The organism is Methanohalophilus sp. DAL1 (genome assembly GCF_001683555.1).
Classification (GTDB): domain Archaea; phylum Halobacteriota; class Methanosarcinia; order Methanosarcinales; family Methanosarcinaceae; genus Methanohalophilus; species Methanohalophilus euhalobius.
In genome coordinates, this window is record NZ_MAFX01000011.1 from 13,521 (window position 1) to 28,873 (window position 15,353).

Annotated in this window: 22 protein-coding genes, 1 tRNA gene and 1 CRISPR repeat array (1 of these 24 only partly in view); of the genes, 10 read left to right on the forward strand and 13 right to left on the reverse strand. The window is 43.1% G+C overall.

Going from position 1 to position 15,353, the window contains the following annotated elements:
• A CRISPR array of direct repeats spans positions 1-504; the repeat unit is 37 nt; unit sequence GTTGACATAAGCACCCGTGATAAAAGGGAATGGTAAC; it begins 2,092 nt to the left of the window's first position.
• 77 nt (positions 505-581) lie between these two features.
• Positions 582-1,304 (forward strand): hypothetical protein, encoded by a 723-nt coding sequence (locus tag A9957_RS02870; RefSeq protein WP_292343123.1) that lies wholly within the window; start codon positions 582-584, stop codon positions 1,302-1,304.
• A 91-nt stretch (positions 1,305-1,395) separates the two neighbouring features.
• Here the strand turns inward: A9957_RS02870 and A9957_RS02875 are convergent, their stop codons facing one another.
• The 6 genes from A9957_RS02875 to A9957_RS02900 all read right to left on the reverse strand — a co-directional run bounded on the left by A9957_RS02875 (position 1,396) and on the right by A9957_RS02900 (position 4,538).
• On the reverse strand, positions 1,396-1,761 hold the full coding sequence (locus A9957_RS02875) for a hypothetical protein (RefSeq protein WP_292343125.1): 366 nt from the start codon (positions 1,759-1,761) through the stop codon (positions 1,396-1,398).
• 82 nt (positions 1,762-1,843) lie between these two features.
• On the reverse strand, positions 1,844-2,548 hold the full coding sequence (locus tag A9957_RS02880) for a tyrosine-type recombinase/integrase (RefSeq protein WP_292343127.1): 705 nt from the start codon (positions 2,546-2,548) through the stop codon (positions 1,844-1,846).
• A gap of 55 nt (positions 2,549-2,603) precedes the next feature.
• Positions 2,604-2,675: transfer RNA gene (locus A9957_RS02885), tRNA-Thr, on the reverse strand.
• 70 nt (positions 2,676-2,745) lie between these two features.
• Positions 2,746-3,264, reverse strand: coding sequence for a chorismate pyruvate-lyase family protein (locus A9957_RS02890; protein ID WP_292343128.1), 519 nt, complete (start codon positions 3,262-3,264; stop codon positions 2,746-2,748).
• A gap of 11 nt (positions 3,265-3,275) precedes the next feature.
• A complete protein-coding gene (locus tag A9957_RS02895; protein ID WP_096712457.1) occupies positions 3,276-3,587 on the reverse strand; it encodes a DUF5611 family protein in 312 nt (103 codons plus the stop codon).
• Between the two features lie 252 nt (positions 3,588-3,839).
• Positions 3,840-4,538: a radical SAM protein gene (locus A9957_RS02900; RefSeq protein WP_292343129.1), complete on the reverse strand. Its 699-nt coding sequence runs from the start codon at positions 4,536-4,538 to the stop codon at positions 3,840-3,842.
• A gap of 135 nt (positions 4,539-4,673) precedes the next feature.
• Between A9957_RS02900 and A9957_RS02905 the strand changes: the two genes are divergently transcribed.
• Positions 4,674-4,970: a hypothetical protein gene (locus tag A9957_RS02905; RefSeq protein WP_292343131.1), complete on the forward strand. Its 297-nt coding sequence runs from the start codon at positions 4,674-4,676 to the stop codon at positions 4,968-4,970.
• Between the two features lie 2 nt (positions 4,971-4,972).
• Here the strand turns inward: A9957_RS02905 and A9957_RS02910 are convergent, their stop codons facing one another.
• From A9957_RS02910 to queC, 6 genes are all read right to left on the reverse strand, one after another.
• The gene (locus A9957_RS02910; RefSeq protein WP_105460869.1) at positions 4,973-5,950 is read right to left on the reverse strand and encodes a methanogenesis marker 2 protein; all 978 of its coding nucleotides are present in this window, start codon (positions 5,948-5,950) and stop codon (positions 4,973-4,975) included.
• Between the two features lie 16 nt (positions 5,951-5,966).
• Positions 5,967-6,932, reverse strand: coding sequence for a nitrogenase cofactor biosynthesis protein NifB (gene nifB / locus A9957_RS02915; protein WP_292343133.1), 966 nt, complete (start codon positions 6,930-6,932; stop codon positions 5,967-5,969).
• A 73-nt stretch (positions 6,933-7,005) separates the two neighbouring features.
• Positions 7,006-7,356 carry a 6-carboxytetrahydropterin synthase QueD gene (queD, locus tag A9957_RS02920; protein ID WP_096712460.1) on the reverse strand — a complete coding sequence of 117 codons (351 nt, stop codon included), beginning with the start codon at positions 7,354-7,356 and terminating at the stop codon, positions 7,006-7,008.
• A complete protein-coding gene (locus A9957_RS02925; RefSeq protein ID WP_292343135.1) occupies positions 7,356-8,075 on the reverse strand; it encodes a 7-carboxy-7-deazaguanine synthase QueE in 720 nt (239 codons plus the stop codon). Before A9957_RS02925 ends, queD begins: the two co-directional genes overlap by 1 nt.
• Entirely contained in the window at positions 8,076-8,639 is a 564-nt protein-coding gene (locus A9957_RS02930) for a DUF366 family protein (RefSeq protein WP_394328853.1), read from the reverse strand.
• On the reverse strand, positions 8,639-9,319 hold the full coding sequence (gene queC / locus A9957_RS02935) for a 7-cyano-7-deazaguanine synthase QueC (RefSeq protein WP_292343137.1): 681 nt from the start codon (positions 9,317-9,319) through the stop codon (positions 8,639-8,641). The genes A9957_RS02930 and queC overlap by 1 nt, the downstream gene beginning before the upstream one ends.
• A 107-nt stretch (positions 9,320-9,426) precedes the next feature.
• On the opposite strand from queC, the gene A9957_RS02940 reads away from it, so the two are divergent.
• Positions 9,427-9,918, forward strand: coding sequence for a hypothetical protein (locus A9957_RS02940; protein WP_241646018.1), 492 nt, complete (start codon positions 9,427-9,429; stop codon positions 9,916-9,918).
• 28 nt (positions 9,919-9,946) lie between these two features.
• On the opposite strand, the gene ala is transcribed toward A9957_RS02940, so the two are convergent.
• Positions 9,947-10,927, reverse strand: a complete 981-nt coding sequence (gene ala / locus A9957_RS02945; RefSeq protein ID WP_292343139.1) for an alanine dehydrogenase — start codon at positions 10,925-10,927, stop codon at positions 9,947-9,949.
• Between the two features lie 62 nt (positions 10,928-10,989).
• Between ala and A9957_RS02950 the strand changes: the two genes are divergently transcribed.
• From A9957_RS02950 to A9957_RS02980, 7 genes are all read left to right on the forward strand, one after another.
• Positions 10,990-11,736: a DUF434 domain-containing protein gene (locus A9957_RS02950; protein ID WP_096712492.1), complete on the forward strand. Its 747-nt coding sequence runs from the start codon at positions 10,990-10,992 to the stop codon at positions 11,734-11,736.
• Between the two features lie 113 nt (positions 11,737-11,849).
• Positions 11,850-12,107 (forward strand): DUF2769 domain-containing protein, encoded by a 258-nt coding sequence (locus tag A9957_RS02955; protein ID WP_096712463.1) that lies wholly within the window; start codon positions 11,850-11,852, stop codon positions 12,105-12,107.
• Positions 12,097-12,450 carry a rubredoxin gene (locus A9957_RS02960; protein ID WP_292343141.1) on the forward strand — a complete coding sequence of 118 codons (354 nt, stop codon included), beginning with the start codon at positions 12,097-12,099 and terminating at the stop codon, positions 12,448-12,450. Before A9957_RS02955 ends, A9957_RS02960 begins: the two co-directional genes overlap by 11 nt.
• Positions 12,413-12,829 (forward strand): glutamate synthase-related protein, encoded by a 417-nt coding sequence (locus tag A9957_RS02965; RefSeq protein ID WP_258082618.1) that lies wholly within the window; start codon positions 12,413-12,415, stop codon positions 12,827-12,829. The genes A9957_RS02960 and A9957_RS02965 overlap by 38 nt, the downstream gene beginning before the upstream one ends.
• 81 nt (positions 12,830-12,910) lie before the next feature.
• The gene (gene mptN, locus A9957_RS02970; protein WP_105460873.1) at positions 12,911-13,816 is read left to right on the forward strand and encodes a tetrahydromethanopterin:alpha-L-glutamate ligase; all 906 of its coding nucleotides are present in this window, start codon (positions 12,911-12,913) and stop codon (positions 13,814-13,816) included.
• A 26-nt stretch (positions 13,817-13,842) separates the two neighbouring features.
• On the forward strand, positions 13,843-14,190 hold the full coding sequence (gene pth2, locus A9957_RS02975) for a peptidyl-tRNA hydrolase Pth2 (protein WP_072360357.1): 348 nt from the start codon (positions 13,843-13,845) through the stop codon (positions 14,188-14,190).
• An 11-nt stretch (positions 14,191-14,201) separates the two neighbouring features.
• Positions 14,202-15,344, forward strand: a complete 1,143-nt coding sequence (locus A9957_RS02980) for a transglutaminase family protein (RefSeq protein ID WP_096712466.1) — start codon at positions 14,202-14,204, stop codon at positions 15,342-15,344.
• Positions 15,345-15,353: the final 9 nt, after the last annotated feature.

Consider the following 15,353-nt stretch of genomic DNA (forward strand, 5'->3'; position numbering starts at 1 on the left):
TTCCTTTGTTTTATATGTTAGTTGACATAAGCACCCGTGATAAAAGGGAATATGGTAACGTGGCAAGACGTTGCAATGGAGTGGTGGTATTTGTTGTTGACATAAGCACCCGTGATAAAAGGGAATGGTAACTCATTTTTCTGGTCTCCTTAAAAATAGAAGGGTTAAGTTGACATAAGCACCCGTGATAAAAGGGAATGGTAACAGAATGCATTACAATAAAAGTTATGAAGTGTAAAGTTGACATAAGCACCCGTGATAAAAGGGAATGGTAACGCCCGCCTTCGCCATACATATAATATATTGCCATCTGGTTGTTGACATAAGCACCCGTGATAAAAGGGAATGGTAACTGAAAAAGTACAATTTTTCCCCGTTCACAGTTATTTCATGTTGACATAAGCACCCGTGATAAAAGGGAATGGTAACTTAGGGAGTACCCACTTTATGCACTTTTGGGATATAGGGTTGACATAAAAACCTGTGAAAATAGGGAATACTTCCTTTTGCAATATATTTAGACTATGCGACAAATTATCCACTCAAAGAACAATTTGCTCAATAATTATAGGTCGATGAACATGGAACTTAATGAAAATATGTATTATGCTTGCTCATTATGCAGTACAGAAAATAAGGTTGTATGGCACAGACCAAAAACGAAGACCTGGCAAGAACACAGACGATACATCGATTTAGATCAGACAAATTCAGAGACTCCACAATACTTCTGGTGTCTAAAACACAATCGTGCACATTCATTGAAAAGAGAATGCCTGAAATATAAGGCTACAATTACTTTCAATGGTAATGAAGGAAATAGGGATTGTAATACAAAACAATTATCCCATAACGACACACTTGATGAAATCAGAAAAACCGTTACTGAAAAGTCCAATCAATTGGATTGGAAAAAAGTTATTGGCAGCAACAGTCTTCCATATCCCTGCACCAGGGAATCAAGGTTGATATTACCCGACATAATATATTGTCAGCGTGATCCAGGTACAAATTCAAGATACTCAATTACTAACATTATTGAATTCGAAACAAAAACACCACCCGAAACAATAATTGACAAGGTTAAAAGATTTGATAAATCTTTTGAAGAAATGAAAAGAAAGAATTATCAAGGAGACATATTGCCCAGAATCATATTTTTATATGACACGGAGACAGAGGTCTCTTTAAGACAGATTCAGAAAATGCTTGATGGAATTGATTACAAACATCTGGAATCTGTTTGTATCGGATATTACGACACTAAAGATAATTGGTATAATAAGTATTTTAGTAACATATGATTTGAACTAATGTTGTGAGTTTGATTCATTCAGCCAAGAGTTTTTCTGAAATTCATGGCGAAGCAATGATATTAGATTTTTCAGAAGTTGCTTATATATACTCATTCATTACCTCTATTAGCTTTGAACACGCCTCATCATTGCTCAGATTCCTTTCCAAATCAGCAGATATCACAGTGAAAAAAATCAAATGTGCACTAAGGTCCTTATAGTATTGTTTGCTTTGAAACTGAAAAATAACATTTTCTTTGACAATCCCATCATTTTTAAATGATATTAGTTTATCCAAAATGTATGCTCTATTTACTGACCGAGTGTATGGAACTAAACTATCTGGTTCAATTTCATCAAACTTTAAGGACAGAGGACCGCATTTTTCAGTTATCAATTCTAAGCTAATTTTATTTGATTCTTTTATGGCTCCTATAGTAGATATAACAACCACTTTATCAGTCATTTCATAGTATACAGAATCTTACTCATTGTTGACAGCATTGTTTCAATCATTTGAATTAATTCTTTTTTGAAGATAAGATACATTATCTATTTTTAAGTTGTTTCCATAAAATTCTCATGGCATCCCTCACAAAATACTGTTCATATCTTTTGGCCCAGATAGGAATAGATATCTTTCGGGTGTTGCCTTTTCGACCACGGTACACCATTTGAGTTTGAATTAATATACCAAAAGAAGTTATATTAGCTGAAAATGTTTCCATTATAGAAATATGTTTTATCTGAAGTGTGCCGATTTCGCCTATCCTTCCACCAGTATCATAGAGAGTAGCGATGATTGCCTTGTCCCTAGGATGATCAGCCACCTCGATGAGCCTGAGAATTTCTTCCTCTGTCAGCAATTCTTCAGGAATTTTCGATTCATTGACCTTGTTTTTGATTTTGATCCAATTTAGTGCAGAATCATCATTGTACAGCCATCGGAAAAACTTTCGAAGACATATCTTATAATCCCTCTTTGTAGAGGCAGATACATCCCTTCTCTGTATGTAGCCGACCAGTCTCTTTAGATCGTTCTCTTTGGCCAACTCAAAATCAGTATCCAGCCAAAGCCGTAATCGATACAATTGATCCAGATATTTTAGAACTCGACATTCACCAAGCCCGTCTACAAAAAGATCAGCTTCGTAAGAAAAAAGGAGGTTTTTATCTCGTTCAGAAAAATTAGAATTTTCAATACGTCTCTCTGAAGACTTGAGCCTTCTTTCCGTATCATAGAGTACAGACATTCTTCCCACCTTCCTTGACCATTCAAGGCAGGAGGGCTTTGTACTGCAAGTTTAAAGCCTCGGGCGGGATTCGAACCCGCGACCTCGTCCTTACCAAGGACGCACTACACCCCTAAGCCACCGAGGCACGCTTTTCTTGACTGCGACCCCTCAATAGGAGTGATACCATAATAAGTTTTCGGTTTTCTGGATTCGGTTCAGAGCAACCAGCGACCATCTGCAGGGAAGCGTTCTTTGATCCACATGAGCGTGTCATTGTGGTGCACAATACGATAGGTCCTTGAGAGACATTCACGACTGCCAAAAAGCGGATCATCGGCTTCCATCTGTATGGTGTCAAGGTCCCTGCGGGTCTCCATGCCGTAATTACGCAGGATCTTACCAATTGGTATATCGGCACGCATCATATCCCTGCGAACCTCTTCTGGCATACGGCCTATAGGAGAGAGGGAAACCGCATGAACATAAGGGACACCATCCGCCACCAATCGCACGGTGCGATTATTCACTTCTTCACCAACATCCACATCCAAAAGCCCGGCCATTTCCTCATCTGCTTTTACAAGATGCTGATCCTCGGTAATTACCTCAACTTCGTGGCGTGTCATGATCTCAAGCAGGAAGGTGACAGAACCATCGGTACCTGCACAGACACGCAGGCATGTGGGAATTTCAAAAGCCTTAAGATCCTTGAGAAAGTCGCGATTGGCAAACACGTATGATCCTGTTATTTGGAAACTGCCTTCTTGGCGTTCTTAACTCGTTCCTTGGCAGTGTAACCTGTTGCCTTATAGAGAAAATCGCGGAATCTCTTGTTGGTATCAAGAATAATCTCATCAGAGACACCTTCAGCTTCAGAATTCGTGTCAACTGCAAGTTTTTTACCGTTCATCCACACAGAAAGTTCCTTCATAACACCGTATGAAGTAACTAATCTATCTCCTTTTCTGGATATATCGGAAGGGAAACATTCCTCAAGCGCTTCATAGATACGCTCAATATCGGGGGAATGACCACGTTTTAATTTGTATTCCTGCATGTCGATCGATTAATTACATACCGGCAGACATGGATAAATGTTTTGGTCTAAAAAAATTATCTGAATTCAAACCACATAGAAAACAAATAAACAAAATATAATTTCTCATATATAAAAACATATTTAAATACCTTCATATCATAGTGCGGTTTGTAATGAGCAAGGCTGAAAAGCAGCTTTCATATCGTACCACCACCATACCACCAATCTGCTTTTTTTTACGATACCTTGCTCATTACCTTATCGTTAAAATTATTCCTTACCAATTATCTTACGCCCATTTTCTCCCACAATTATTACACGGGGCACCTTTTCTGCAACAATAGCGGCAAGGCTTTCCATATCCTCCCAGGCAGGCACAGGCGAGGTGTATCCTGCAAAAGGATGATCAAAGTCGGGATTGCTTAAGAATTGATAAAGAAGTACCTCACAGGCTCCTTCCATAACAGGCAACATCCTCTTCACGGATTCTTCAGTAACATAACCGGGAATTACACGAACCCAGAGTCGCAACCATCTGGTTTTAGCAATATCTATCGATGTTTTGAGATTTGCTACATATTGTTCTACCCTTTTGGAGGAAATGCCTGTAAGTTCCTCAATTGCAGCCGTGTCTTCAAATGGAACTTTCAATTCCAGAACAAAACCTTTTACAAAGGGCAGAGATTGCTCCAGTACTTCAGGTTTCATGCCATCCGACTTTAGAATAATCTCCATACCCATTGAATACAACCGCTCAATCAAAGGGATTAAATCCTTCTGGAGAGTGGGTTCGGCTCCTCCGATAAAAACCTTTTTTGCAGCTGAATTTTTAACAAAGTCAACAACTTCATCTATACTGTATTCCTCAAAGGGTTGCCTGATATGAATACAATAAGGACATTTCAGGTTACATCCAAAAAAGTCCAGACGTACCTGTTCTCCCTTTAACCCCATATTGATAAGTCGCATTTTATATTCCCACTCACAACAATAAATATAGAAGTATATCAAACTTTCTAAAATTGAATTACGCCTGCAACCATGGACAAATTATAATACCAGAAAAACCAATTTAGCCTCAAGATATACGTTACGGGTGAACTTATGGTAAAAAAACTGACCCTCGAAGACCTAAAACTGAGCAAGGAAAAAATGGAAGATGAGATGGGAACTGAAATCGAAGGCCTGTATGACCTCGTAATCCCTCCGGGCACTCCTTCATATCTGGTCTATGATCTTGTTGAAGAATTCGATCTTGAACCCCTTGAGAGAAAGATTGGTGTAAACATTGTTGAATGTGATGAAAGAGAAGTTATAGTACTGAGGGGAGAACTTGAAGCCGTCCAGGCAGCAGAACAATACCTTTATGATGAATTGAAAGCCTATGTGGGATCCGAGTGAAATTACTCCTGGATCCCCGTTATTAAATCTTTGCTGAAATCAAAAACTTCTGCTAAATCTTTACCATCGGTTACTTTCACACAACAACTATCATCAATTTTCCCGATGGCTGCAGCAGTTATATCCACTTCCTCGAATGCATCCAGGCATTCATCGACATTTTCCGGTTTTGCAGTCACAATGTAACCGGTTGCCGGATAAATCATCAGCCACTGATCCAGGGCAACATCTGCAGGTTTGGGAATCTGTCTCAGATCTACCTCTGCACCCACCATACTTGTTTCACAAAGCATCCCCAGCGTACCTATGGTACCCGGATTACTGATGTCCTTGCCGGCGGTGACAAGATGTCTTTCGCCGATCTTTTGCATTATCATGAACCGGGAGCGAACGGTTTCAGGGTCCTTGAAAGAAGTCGTATCCCAGCTGTAAGGAGAATTTTTGCCCACACGACCATCCATATCATAGCCGACAATAACTGTATCACCCACACAGGCAGTGTCACTGCGGATGACACAATCCTTCTTTGCGATTCCTATAATGGACACTGCCAGTGAATTGTAAGGTGTGTCAGGATGCAGATGACCACCGACCATGGGCACACCAAATTTTTTCACCCCGTCTTTCATACCCTGCAGCATACCGTCACATACATCCTTATCAGAAGAAGACATCACATTAACCATGGCAAGCGGCCGTGCCCCCATAGCAGATATGTCGTTAATATTTACAACGACAGAAGTATAACCTGTCCACCAGGGACTTGCTTCTGTGATCCTGCCCCATATCCCATCAGCCGCAAACAGGATGACGTCATCACCATCAATATCAATTATTGCAGCGTCATCACCCATATCAACGACAGCACCCCCATAACTTTCCCTCACGTCATCAAACATACGTGCAATGTCTGCGATAGGTGCCTTGCGGGATACACCCTCAAAATCATGCAGTTTTTGGGCAAGGGTATGTACATCCAATTGAAAGTCTCCACATTTATTCTGGTGTGTCATCAGAAGTTTTCTTTTTGGCGGATTCGGCCTTTTTAAGAGCATCAACTTTAACCATATTGCGACGCTGCTCACTCATTTGAGAAAGATCTTTACCCAAAAGGCCATAAGCATCGGACCGGCACTGGCGACAGTGGCGCATTTGTTGAACATAGGGTTCACAGGAATCCTGTATAGCTTTGCGTTCCTGTGAAGTAGGAGCAGTCCAGTCAGCAAAATCAGCCTGACAGATAAGAGGCATAACATTCATGATATACACACCCATGTCATTGAGTTTCTGTGCAATCTCGATAATATGATCCTCATTGATACCCGGAACAAGCACCGTGTTGATCTTAACAACCAGTCCTGCTTCCACAGCCTTGCGGATACCTTCAAGCTGGTTTTCAAGAAGAATGCTGGCTCCTTTAACACCCCGGTAGGTTTTACCGTTATAGTTTACATGATCTACAATTTTTGCCCCTATTTCAGGGTCAATGGCATTCAAAGTAACAGTTAATGTGGAAACACCGGAATCCAGGACATCCTGTATCCTGGCAGGCAGAGCCAGACCATTGGTACTCAGGCAGAGAGTGACATCCGGGAAAAGTTGTTTTATAAGTTTGAAAGTCTCAAAGGTTTCCTCATTTGCAAGCGGATCGCCCGGACCGGCAATACCCACGACTTTAATGAAGGGATATTCTTCCAATACCTTTTGTGTTTTTTCAAGGGCCTGTTGTGGAGTTAAAACTTCACTTGTAACCCCGGGTCGACTTTCATTTACACAATCAAATTTACGGTCACAGTATTTGCATTTAATATTGCATTTAGGAGCCACCGCCAGATGAATCCTTCCAAATTTATGTTGTGCATCCTTGTTATAGCAGGGATGCTGGGCAATAAGTCTCTTTATCGAGTCCCGGTATTCTTCCGGCAGACATTCCTCAGGGTCCTTTCCGCTCTCCGTGGCCAAAACATTTCCTCCACTCTAGACAAATCTTATGTTGCTATTGAGTCACAGCTAGATATAGGTTTTGGAATCCTGCTCAGTCAATTCCACTTAACTGGCACCACTTGCCGTGTCCTTCCCAGACCTTCACAGAGAGAGGGAAATCCAGCTGCTGGGATAAGCGGTTATAGATGTGCTCACAGAGATTTTCCGAACTTGGATACTCCAGGATATCATTGAGCATGCAATGATCGTACTCTTTCAAAGTAGACCGGACGGTCTGTTTTACATTATAGAAATCAATGACCATTCCGGATGGCTTCTTCTCTCCTTCAAGGACAACTTCGACTTTATATGTATGACCATGAACTATACCACAACTTTCATGCCCGGGCAGATAGTGGGCACTGTCAATATATTCCTCTACTCCAAGTTTCATTTTTGTCATTATAGACACCCCCACATTTTGTGAGTCTGAGGGATTATTAGAGTGTTTTTAATTTCAAGTAAATTTTCCTGCAGGGAAAGTATTGTTTGTATATCTGTAGCCCTTGTGTGCTGTGTGACCGGCTGCAGTACTACACAGCTTATGTAATCGGATATCTGCGCTACAACATCCATCACATCAGCCGGTTTAGTTGAAGAAGTTACTACAATTTTACAGAAACAATCCCTGTGTTGATTGCTGCGAAGTGTGCGGAAACACTGGTATGTGCGTTCGATGTGTTCAACAAAATTACTCCCTTCAAATTCTTCAGGTAATTTCACATCTCCGGCCACATAATTCACCGAGTCCTTTACAATCGCTGCTTTTTCCGGCAGAGTCATGTTGGTTTCAAGATAAACAGGTGCAGGCAGATTCAGCTCCCTGATGAATTCTGCATGCAAAAGAGGTTCCCCGCCTGTCAGGGATACCGAATGAAGATTATTAAATGCTCTGGTTTTCTCTTCAATGTCTGAAGCGCAAAGCAGGGGTGAGAGTTTCTCAAATTCACCACTTCCAGGCACTTTTTCAAAAAGACAATGATCCGGCTCATCGAGAGGAGTATCACAGTAGGAGCAATCCAGATTACACCCAACAAACCTGACAAAGGCCTGCCGCGCCCCTACATAAGGACCCTCTCCCTGTACCGCACAGAATATCTCGGACACCGGCTTCCTTTCCACTTAAACCACATCCAGGGGCCGGGATTTTCGAAGATCTCCTTCGATATCCTCCATCTCTTTAATGTATCTGCCTGTGATAGCTTCCAGCAATTGCCGGGCTTTTTCTGCAGCAATACCACATTCATCCAGGTTGCCATAAAAATCATGGGATACGTTGATGCCAAAATGTATCTTCTGTGAGACCGCAGAGGTGCTTGCAATTGATACTGTCAGTTTTTTCCCATTGACAAAAAGATCATCCCCTTCCCTGTTAGTCATGATTCCCATAGAAAAAAGAGTTTCAGCAACAAGAGTTGTGAAAAGCCGCTGCCTGCTGTAGATTAATTTCAGATCGGTGGAATCGAAATGCTCAATGATGAAATGAAGCATGTCTGCAGATACAATGGATTCGTTTTTCCTTTTGTCCTCAAGGTCTATCATGTGTGCGATTTGCACATCACATTGTCCCCGGAATGCCACCACTGAATCGGCCTGTATCCCGAACATCTGGTAGGCCCAGAGAGAGGATATCTGGCTGCCGTCATAATCATAAATCTCATCCATTATATGCATTTTAATTCCCATTATATATTCTCCACTGCCGGATCCTTGATGCCAGCTTTCCGGAAAGCCCGTGCCCGCCTGACACAACTTTCACATAACCCACAGGGTTTTTCTTCGCCCTGATAGCAGCTCCAGCTTAAAACCAACGGAGCCTGTACTCGCACTGCTTCCTTTACAATGGCCACCTTATCCATTTCAAGCACAGGAGATATCAGCCGTACTCCATTAAGAGTGGAGTAAGAAAAAGCCCTGTTTATACAGTCGACAAATGCCGGCGAATTGTCCGGGAAAGTAGCGGCTTCCTCGGCATTGAAACCGGCAATAATATAACCACAATCCATGGCTTCGGCAAAAGCGGCAGCAATATTTGCCATCAATCCGTTCCTGTTGGGAACCCAGACGTTTGCGGCGGATTCAGAAGTCACTTCCCCATTCCCGAGGTCTGCCTCGGCCATATCCGGTACGTGTCCCTGCCGGTTTACCAGGGATGTTGTAGTAATATCTTTCATCCAGTCCAGCGAAATGACACGGTGTGGAATGCCATAATGGGCACATATCTGCCGGGAGCGTTCAATCTCTGCATCCACAGCCAGCTGCCCATAATCAAAGGTCAGGCCAAGCTGTACATCGTATTTTGCAGACGCTATCGCAAGGGATGCGAGAGAATCCAATCCACTGCTGATCAAACAAACCGCTTTCATTAATATACACCGGTATTCCTCCAGTACTCCCCGAGTATTATTTATAGATATCCCGTCGAAACTGGCAAATATAATATCTACAATATATTAATATAAAAGGTGAAAGTGTGTCCGGAATAAAAGATAAAGAAACACTGAAATCCCAGTTACAGAAAATGTACTGGATCGAAACAGAAATGGAACAACTTGTCGTATGGGAATCACGCATCGAACTCATGGGAGAAGAATTGGATGCCCTTGAAAGACTTGCAAATGATTCAGACAAACACGGCCTGAAACTCAAAAACTGGATGGAAAAAGCCGACATACCACTTCCAGATAAAATACCAAGAGGGCTTCCTCAAAAAGTATTTGATTTTGAGAGTATGGACAGCCCCGAAATGTTCAAAGCCATAATGAAATATGAAATCCTTGCACGAGATGTTTACAAGAATATCACTGAGATCGAGCCCTATATAATTGAGGAACTGTTTCCTGATGAAAATGACCAGAAGAATTTCCTCAAGGAGATGGAACATATCTCTAAAGAGGAAGAAGGCCACAGGCAGATCTGTGAGGAAAGGGTCGGCGGATTTAAGACCATAAGGGGCAAAAGGTGAGTGGTTACCTTGCCCTTACCAGACATAATCAGAACAATTTTGCCTTCGAGCCTATACCTTTATTTTTTGCTTTCTTGTAAACCAGATTGGCAGTCACAATGTCCTGTATTGCCAACCCCGTTGAATCGAAAACCGTGACCTGAGAATCCGATTCGCGCCCCTCATGCAGACCGGCAACTATCTGGCCCAGCTGGGCGAAGATGTCTGCCTGTCGGATGTATCCCTCAGAAAGGGGGACATTCACTTCCCCGGAATGGGTGGCCTGTGTCATATCATCGACCACAACCCTTGCTTTCTGGAGGATAGAAGGGTCCAGTTCCTCCTTACCCCTGGCGTCAGCCCCGATAGCATTTATATGGATACCCTCAGGCAACCATTGTGCTTTGATGATTGGCTGTCTAGAAGGAGTGGTAGTTACCAGAATATCCACATCACAGGCTTTCTGGACACTATCTATTACTGTTATGTCACAGCATGCAACTGATTCCATTCCTTCTTTGAAATCCTCCGCCCTTGAAGTATCCAGATCAAATACATATACCTGTTCAAGCTCGAAAACGTTCGATATAGCCTCTAACTGTGTCCTGGCCTGGTTACCAGCTCCCACCATCCCCACGACACTGCTGTTTTCATGTGCAAGATAGCGGGCTGCCACACCTCCTGCGGCCCCGGTACGTATTTCCGTGAGGTATGTACCATCCATCATGGCAAGAGGTGCACCGGTTGATGTGGAATTGAGTATCACCGTCGCCATAACAGTAGGCAGCCCTACTTTGCGGTTTTCAGGATGAACATTTACGACCTTGACACCTGCAACATCCTCTTCCTCCAGGAAAGCGGGCATTGTGCGTAGATCACCATTATGCTCGGTAAAATAGAGATAGGACTTAGGTGGCATCTGTACCTTATTCCTGCCATGCTGGGCAAAAGCCATTTCCACTGCCTCCAGGGCTGAAGGCATATCCAGCAGGGATTTCACATCATCCTGATCAAGCCAGAGTATTTCCAAAAAATCACCATTAAAGGGTGGTTGCCGACATGTATAAAACTTATCGGAAGAGATTGTCAGATATGACATCTGCCGCAGGTAGCACATCAGTCGAAAGACTCAAAAATAAACTAAGGGAACCTGCAGCCGACATAAGGTACCTTCTCTACCGGGGATACAGGAGAAAAGGTGCAATCAGGTTTGTCAGTAACCATTACCGTCTGGCAGAAGAAGAAAGGCACATTCTCACAAGGCTTATATTTGACCCGGAGACCGCAGCCAGACGCAGTAATAAAAGGCTTGCGTGCTCCCGGCTAAAAGGGTGTGATATATTCATAGACGGGTACAATGTACTGATAACCATGGAAAGCGTGCTTCATAACGAGACAGTATGGTTTGCAGACGATGGATTCCTGCGTGACACCCGGGGAATTTTCAAGAACCACACCAATACAGCTACAACCTACCAGGCTGTTGATGAGATGCTGACCACACTCTCGGTACTGGCAATAAATTCTGCAACAATCCTCCTTGACAGCCAGATGAGCAACAGCGGTAAACTTGCACAATTTATCCGTAAGAGAGCAGCTAAATGCCCTTTCAAAACAGCCGTCACGACATCAAAAAATGTGGATTTCGATCTCAAGCAGGTTGGATACCGGGGGGTTATAGCAACCGCTGACAGCGTAATAGTAGATGCTGTGGAGAGGGCGGCCGACCTAACCGCCTGCTGGATGGAACAGAACGGTATTGTGGGAGAGAATATAGGTAATGGAGAAAAACATACGTCAATCACAGATATTGATCGGATGAACAGAATCTGCCAATGAAATTGATTATTGTCCCCCCCATTCTGCATAAACATTCAAAGACAACAGTTAGATAAATAAGAGACATGGATCATACATTCAATGAATATAAAATATAACAGGCAGTGAAATGAATGGCAGAAGAAATGAGTCCTGAGGAAATGGAACAAAAGAAAGAAATGGTAATGTCCATGTGCATATGCCCTAGCTGTCCCTCTTGGGTCGAATGTGGGGAAAAGGGAGGATATTGTTTCCCAACAATCGGAAAGAGTGACTGTATTAACGAAGAGAGTGGCTGTATCTGTGGAGGCTGTCCGGTAACAGAGGAAATGGGACTTACTAACGGCTATTACTGTACCAGGGGATCCGAGAAGGAACAGCTTGGGAAGTAATCCTTTCATAATATCTTTTTTTGAACATACATATTCCGTGCAGTACATCAGGGAAATATACTGTGATACAATGTCCAAATACCGATGTGAGATCTGTAATGTTTTTGAGTATGACGACGATAGAGGAAAGCCACTTACAGATATCAGGCCGGATACGAAACCGGAAGATTTCCCTGATGACTGGGAATGTCCTATCTGTAAAGCGAATAAGACCCACTTAAAACCCGTAAAAGAGGAGAAGGCTGAGACCCGGAGCAACTGCGGCTGCAAAGAAGTTTGTCAAGCAGGCAACTTCAATACCTACACTGTTTGCCCTGCACAGAGCCAGGAAATTTCTGGATGACAGGAACATAAAGGATATCTCACTGGTTATCACAGGGGGCCTAAGGGTTTCCTCTGATTTTGCAAAGGCCCTTGCAATGGGAGCCGATGCCATAGCAATAGGCACTGCAGCCCTGATGGCATGTGCATGCCAGCAATACCGTTTGTGTGACACCGGCCAGTGTCCTGTAGGTGTCACCACCCAGGATCCGGAACTTCGAAAGAGGTTGAAGATCGAATATTCCGCCAAAAAACTGGAGCATTTCCTGAGAGTTTCAACGGAGGAAATGAAGGATTTTGCCCGGCTGACTGGCAACGATGATGTCCATAAATTAAGCACAGAGGACCTGTGCACCACAAACACGGAAATTTCAGGAAATACTGATATAGAGCATGTCTGATTAAAGACATGTCATTTTTACTAATTTTTCTACTTAATGGACAAAAACATAATTATCCGATCAGGATTACATTAAATCCAGATGAAAAACATAGGAATACTCATAACCGATCCTGAAGACTGGACCACAAAATCCCTAATCGAAACCGCATCTCACAACAACATTAATCCTATTCCGATAAACATTGCAGATGCAGAAGTGACTATCGGGACAAACATAACCTACCACGCAGGGGACATAAACCTGCAGGACCTTGATGCCATCATTGTGAGGGATGCCGGCGGAGGAAATGGGGAAGGAATCATTTTCAGATTTGATATTTTACGCCAGTTGGAAAACTTTGGGATACCTGTTATCAACTCACCGGCATCAATCCAGAATGCTGCAAACAAATATCATGCTACATATCTTCTGGCAGAAGCAAATATACCGGTACCTCCCACAAAAGGTGTCCAGGATATAGAAAGTGCCATGAATGCCCTGGAATCATTCGAAGACGCCATCATCAAACCAGTATTCGGGTATAAAGGCAAGGGAATATACAGGATAAAGAACGCACAGCTAATCAATCCTGATGGAAATTTGGATGATACACCGGCAAGGGAATTTGTGAGCAGGATGATGAATGAAAGAAAAATGTTATACATCCAGAAATATATAGCAAATCCCGGCAGGGATATACGTGCCTTTGTTGTTGGTGATGAAGTAATCGGGGCCATTTACAGGAAAGCAGAAGGGGGATGGTTATACAATCTCAGCCAGGGTGGAAATACTGAGAAATGTATGCTGGGAAAAGAACAGGAAGAACTTTGCGTCCGTGCATGTGAAAAAATGGGGGCTGAATATGCAGGAGTCGACCTGATAGAGGGAAAAGACGGTAATATGGTGCTGGAAGTCAATGCAACTCCTTCCGGGGCAGGTATTTATAGAACATGGGGGATAAATCCGGCAGAGAAGATAATAGACCACCTTATGGAAAGACTTTGAACCGATTTCCTGAAGAGGATATTAAAATGTTTACCTGCAAACAATGTATTGTGATCCGACAGGACCTGAAATTATCAAAGGGCAAACTTGCAGTACAGGTGGCCCATGCTGCAGTATCAGCATCCGAGAAGGCAGATTCCAGAATATATTCAAAATGGAAAGCTGAAGGACAGAAAAAAGTAGTACTTAAAGTGCCTGCCGAAAGGGACCTTTATGAGTTAAGGGAAATAGCCCGGGCACAGAACCTTCCCACCGCCCTGATACAGGATGCCGGTCTGACCGAGATAAAACCGGGTACTGTCACTGCTCTTGGCATCGGACCCGCAACAAATGAAGACATAGAACGTATTACCGGTTCCCTGAAATTGCTTTAAAGGATGGTACAATGGGGAAAAAAGGGTTCATGTTACTGGTAGCCCTGATTGGCATACTGGCCTATATCGGCGCTCAAAATCCGGAAATTCTGCAGGAAAGTTTTTTCGTCTCCGATGACAGGAGTATGGAAACTGCCTATGAACTCGATACACAAACCCTGACATCCCCAAATGTACACATTCTTGATCCAGAATATGATGATAAACCCAGCCAAAGCAATATACTGTCCCCCGGATACAGCATATCAAGTGCTTACAGTTATGGAGAACCTTTCCGGGAAAATACCGGTATGCTCACAATGACCATCACAAATAAGGGAAATAATGAAATTTACGTATATGGATACGGCATCCGGCAGGCAAGTGGAAGTGGCATATACGATTTTGATAGCGGATACCTGATAGCCCCGGAAGAAGAAAAAGAGCTGGGATATGCCTGTTTTGACGTACCCGACAAATCGACAATAAAACCAGAGCCTTTTGTAAAGATAATGGCAACTTCCGAATCCGGGAAATGGCACGATTACGGAATACAGTATTTTGACGCAATTGAAATCAAAACCCGGGCTGCTGCTACAGAAGTAAGTCCACAATATACGTACAACCCGGCCTATCTTTTCGATAAGATAAACTCCCTTGTCAATTCATCCGACCCACAGGTCAGAAGCAAAGCTGCAAAAGCAGCAAAAGAGTACCCCGGCAAATACAATATTTACCAGGTATGTGCCCTTTATGATAATTTGATAGAAGATGTGGATTATATCAGCGACCCCCGTGGATCGGATTACTGGGTCGGGCCGGGTGAGACTCTGGAAATCGGGGCAGGAGACTGTGATGATTACGCTATTACAATGGCTTCCCTGGTAGAAGCTATCGGGGGCACATCCCGGATATACCTGACCGAAACACATGCCTATGCAGCAGTTTACATCGGAATGGAGGAAGACATCGATCGTATCTCAGAGGCCATAGAGCAATACTATGGATGCGTACCCGTATATTACGCAACCGACAAATACGGTTGCTGGTTACTTCTTGACCCCTCGGCAGGCATGTATGCAGGGAGCCTGCCGGTGGAAACCGCTCCCACAGAAAATGGCTGGACATACACCAGGCAGACAAATGTAACAGTAATAGATATTGCCGCAAGATGAGGATTATCC

Bases quoted from the DNA above. Each gene is read 5' to 3' on its own strand.
- A9957_RS02870 (WP_292343123.1), top strand. From the start codon at position 582: ATGGAACTTAATGAAAATATGTATTATGCTTGCTCATTATGCAGTACA.
- A9957_RS02875 (WP_292343125.1), bottom strand. From the start codon at position 1,761: ATGACTGATAAAGTGGTTGTTATATCTACTATAGGAGCCATAAAAGAA.
- A9957_RS02880 (WP_292343127.1), bottom strand. From the start codon at position 2,548: ATGTCTGTACTCTATGATACGGAAAGAAGGCTCAAGTCTTCAGAGAGA.
- A9957_RS02895 (WP_096712457.1), bottom strand. From the start codon at position 3,587: ATGCAGGAATACAAATTAAAACGTGGTCATTCCCCCGATATTGAGCGT.
- A9957_RS02900 (WP_292343129.1), bottom strand. From the start codon at position 4,538: ATGCGACTTATCAATATGGGGTTAAAGGGAGAACAGGTACGTCTGGAC.
- A9957_RS02905 (WP_292343131.1), top strand. From the start codon at position 4,674: ATGGTAAAAAAACTGACCCTCGAAGACCTAAAACTGAGCAAGGAAAAA.
- queD (WP_096712460.1), bottom strand. From the start codon at position 7,356: ATGACAAAAATGAAACTTGGAGTAGAGGAATATATTGACAGTGCCCAC.
- A9957_RS02930 (WP_394328853.1), bottom strand. From the start codon at position 8,639: ATGGGAATTAAAATGCATATAATGGATGAGATTTATGATTATGACGGC.
- queC (WP_292343137.1), bottom strand. From the start codon at position 9,319: ATGAAAGCGGTTTGTTTGATCAGCAGTGGATTGGATTCTCTCGCATCC.
- A9957_RS02950 (WP_096712492.1), top strand. From the start codon at position 10,990: ATGACATCTGCCGCAGGTAGCACATCAGTCGAAAGACTCAAAAATAAA.
- A9957_RS02955 (WP_096712463.1), top strand. From the start codon at position 11,850: ATGGCAGAAGAAATGAGTCCTGAGGAAATGGAACAAAAGAAAGAAATG.
- mptN (WP_105460873.1), top strand. From the start codon at position 12,911: ATGAAAAACATAGGAATACTCATAACCGATCCTGAAGACTGGACCACA.
- pth2 (WP_072360357.1), top strand. From the start codon at position 13,843: ATGTTTACCTGCAAACAATGTATTGTGATCCGACAGGACCTGAAATTA.
- A9957_RS02980 (WP_096712466.1), top strand. From the start codon at position 14,202: ATGGGGAAAAAAGGGTTCATGTTACTGGTAGCCCTGATTGGCATACTG.